This window comes from Streptococcus sp. HMSC034B05 (assembly GCF_001809055.1).
Taxonomy (GTDB): Bacteria; Bacillota; Bacilli; order Lactobacillales; family Streptococcaceae; genus Streptococcus; species Streptococcus constellatus.
Map to the genome: position 1 here is coordinate 1 of NZ_KV795610.1, position 2,102 is coordinate 2,102.

Sequence of the window (2,102 nt, forward strand, 5' to 3'; positions counted from 1 at the left end):
TTTTCTTATGTCTCATTTTGAGGGTGTAGTGCCTTCGTCTTTTTATGTTTTTATAAGGAGATACAAAGTTATTTAAATACAACAGGTGTAGCTGTCTCTTGGAGAACCGCATTTAATTCGACAATGTTTTGTTTACCAACAGTTTCAAGCCATTTTATAGTAGTTGCTTCTCCACCTTCTTGATAAGCTTTTGTAGCGCCGGCCCAAGTAGCACGTCCACAAAGGACACCGTTGAATGTCGAGCCGGAATCTTTAGCAAATCGAAGTGTTTCTTGGAAAAGTTGAGCTGATACACCGGCGGATAAGAATATAAACGGCAAATGTGTTGCTTCGCTCTGCTCTTTATAGAAAGCAGCAGCTTCTTCTCTGCTATACAAAATTTCTCCTTCAGCGAAACTTTCAACGTATTTCATATTAACCGGAACTTCAACTTTCAGAACATCTACTCCAAATCGTTCTTGTGAATAGACTTTCATTGCGTCAATCACCTTACGTGGTTTTAATATTGCGTATTCTTTTTCATCTGTTATATTGGCATCATAAGAAACTAGTTCCAAGAAAAATGGCATTTCTTCGGCTTTGCATTCAGAAGCGATCCGTTCAATAAAAGCTTCTTTAATGTCATTAACTTCTTTACCTTCGTCAATGTCTACATAGAGTAAGACTTTCACAGCATCAGCACCATTTGCTTTTAAACGTTGCACTGATACATTTTCAACAAGATCAGGGAAGCGACCGGGTACGGTTTTATCATAGCCGGTTTTTTCATAAGCTACTAATAGTCCTGCATTTTTGTCACGAGTCCCAGCCGCTTTCCAGCCGAGTTCAGGATCCAGTAGGATAGAGGATGCATAGGGAGTTAAATATTTGGAAACTAAAACTTTAAAATTTTCTAATTCAGCAACAGGTGTATCTTCTCCCAGCATGCGACGAAGTGCACCACGTTGGTCAATGGCTAAAGCACCAATAATTCCATTTTTATCACATAAACGGTTTAATTTTTCTTGTTTTGTTGTCATTCCCAGACTCCTTTTATTTTATATGATTTCATTATAAAACACAAACAAAACAAAGTCAAACAATAACTGACAAAAATGAAAAAAATCTTGTTTTTAATTTTTCAAAATGAATAAATTGTTGTATAATATATTTGAGGAATCTAATTATAATATAAGTTAGAAAGGAGACAAAATGAAAGAAGGACGACATAGAGTTATTCTCCAAGAATTGGATCAGCAAGGAGTTGTTTCTGTCAAGAAATTAAAAGAACTGCTGGATGTGACGGACATGACGATACGTCGTGATCTGATTGATCTAGAAAAACAAGGCCTGCTGACACGGGTTCATGGAGGAGCTCATAAAAAAGTAAAAAACGGCTTGAATGAAGCTTCCCATACAGAAAAAACGATGTTAAATATTGAAGAAAAACGAACAATTGCTCAAAAATGTGCAAATTTGATTTCTTCAGGTGATACGGTTTTTATCGGTTCAGGAACGACAACGGATTTTATCGGAGATTATTTAGCTGATAAAAGTGTCAGTATTGTGACAAATTCTCTTCCTATTTTTGAAAAATTAAAAGATAACCCTAATTGTGATATTATTCTGATTGGAGGTCGTTATCGTGTCAAGACGCAAACATTTGTTGGGCAATTTGCCAATAAATTGTTAAAAGAAATCAAGGTTTCGAAGGCCTTTATTGGTGTGAATGGGATTGATGGTCACAATGTTACGACGGCCAACGAAGAAGAAGGAAATGGGAATGCCATTATTTTGAACAATGCAATTGAAAAGTACATTGTGGCGGATAATAGCAAATTTGATAGTTATTCTTTCTATTGTTTCTATCGATTGGATGATTTAGATGCTGTGATTACGGATGATGATATTTCGTCTAAAGTAAAGGAAAAGTACCAATCTTATACAAATGTTTTATAAATAGATAAAACAAGCCTAGATTTGGCACTGCACCCCGAAAATGGGACAGTAGAAAAACACTATTAGGCAGCCGCTCTTCTGTACTCTGTGGGAGATTGGTCGTTTAATCTCTGTTGAATTCTACTTTCATTATAAAATGTGATGTATTTTTCGCCAATATCTGT

At 35.8% G+C, this 2,102-nt stretch carries 3 protein-coding genes; 1 reads left to right on the plus strand and 2 read right to left on the minus strand.

What is annotated here, in order from left to right; translation table 11 throughout:
- Positions 1–68: 68 nt before the first annotated feature.
- The gene (gene lacD / locus HMPREF2542_RS05285; protein ID WP_058669741.1) at positions 69–1,019 is read right to left on the minus strand and encodes a tagatose-bisphosphate aldolase; all 951 of its coding nucleotides are present in this window, start codon (positions 1,017–1,019) and stop codon (positions 69–71) included.
- Between the two features lie 172 nt (positions 1,020–1,191).
- On the opposite strand from lacD, the gene HMPREF2542_RS05290 reads away from it, so the two are divergent.
- Positions 1,192–1,938: a DeoR/GlpR family DNA-binding transcription regulator gene (locus HMPREF2542_RS05290; protein WP_048800859.1), complete on the plus strand. Its 747-nt coding sequence runs from the start codon at positions 1,192–1,194 to the stop codon at positions 1,936–1,938.
- Positions 1,939–2,000: 62 nt separating this feature from the next.
- Here HMPREF2542_RS05290 and HMPREF2542_RS10280 read toward each other — a convergent pair whose 3' ends face one another.
- Positions 2,001–2,096, minus strand: coding sequence for an IS3 family transposase (locus tag HMPREF2542_RS10280; RefSeq protein WP_398578084.1), 96 nt, complete (start codon positions 2,094–2,096; stop codon positions 2,001–2,003).
- Positions 2,097–2,102: the final 6 nt, after the last annotated feature.

Coding starts and splice junctions, on each gene's coding strand:
- lacD (WP_058669741.1), bottom strand. CDS start 1,019: ATGACAACAAAACAAGAAAAATTAAACCGTTTATGTGATAAAAATGGA.
- HMPREF2542_RS05290 (WP_048800859.1), top strand. CDS start 1,192: ATGAAAGAAGGACGACATAGAGTTATTCTCCAAGAATTGGATCAGCAA.